This window comes from Limimaricola cinnabarinus LL-001, from assembly GCF_000466965.1.
Classification (GTDB): Bacteria; Pseudomonadota; Alphaproteobacteria; order Rhodobacterales; family Rhodobacteraceae; genus Limimaricola; species Limimaricola cinnabarinus.
This window is the reverse complement of the sequence record NZ_BATB01000188.1, coordinates 1-528: the sequence shown is the minus strand read 5'-3', so window position 1 is coordinate 528 and position 528 is coordinate 1. Positions and strand designations below refer to the sequence as shown.

The 528-nt window shown below is 63.4% G+C and carries 1 protein-coding gene; it reads left to right on the top strand.

The window, feature by feature from the left end; all coding sequences use genetic code 11:
- Positions 1-218 precede the first annotated feature (218 nt).
- Positions 219-528: ATP-grasp domain-containing protein (locus MBELCI_RS19050; protein WP_045320584.1), on the top strand; the 310-nt coding region annotated here is incomplete at its 3' end.

The window sequence follows — 528 nt, the reverse complement described above, 5'->3', positions numbered from 1 at the left end:
ATCTTCAGAAAAGGGCGCCCTGCGGGGCGCCCTTTTCCTTTGCATGCACGAATCGCCGCATTGCGGCATTTTGCAGCAGCGTCGGACGCCATGTGATCACACGTAGAAATGCTGTGATCACATATGTCGGAATTCTGCCGACCATACCCCGAAACCTGTTCTTTCGCGGCATCGGGTGTGTTTGAAGGGGCCAAATCACGGCAACCGAGGACCGGTCCATGAACATCCACGAATACCAGGCCAAGGCCCTTCTGCGCAGCTACGGCGCGCCCGTCTCGGACGGACGTCCTGTCATGCGCGCGGAAGAGGCGAAGACGGCGGCTGGCGAACTCGACGGCCCGCTTTGGGTGGTGAAGGCGCAGATCCACGCCGGCGGGCGCGGCAAGGGCAGCTTCAAGGAAGCCGATGCCGGCGAAAAGGGCGGCGTTCGTCTCGCTCGCTCCGTCGAGGAGGCGGCCGAAGAGGCCAAGAAGATGCTCGGCCGCACGCTGGTCACGCACCAGACCGGCCGGCGGGCAAGCAGGTCAA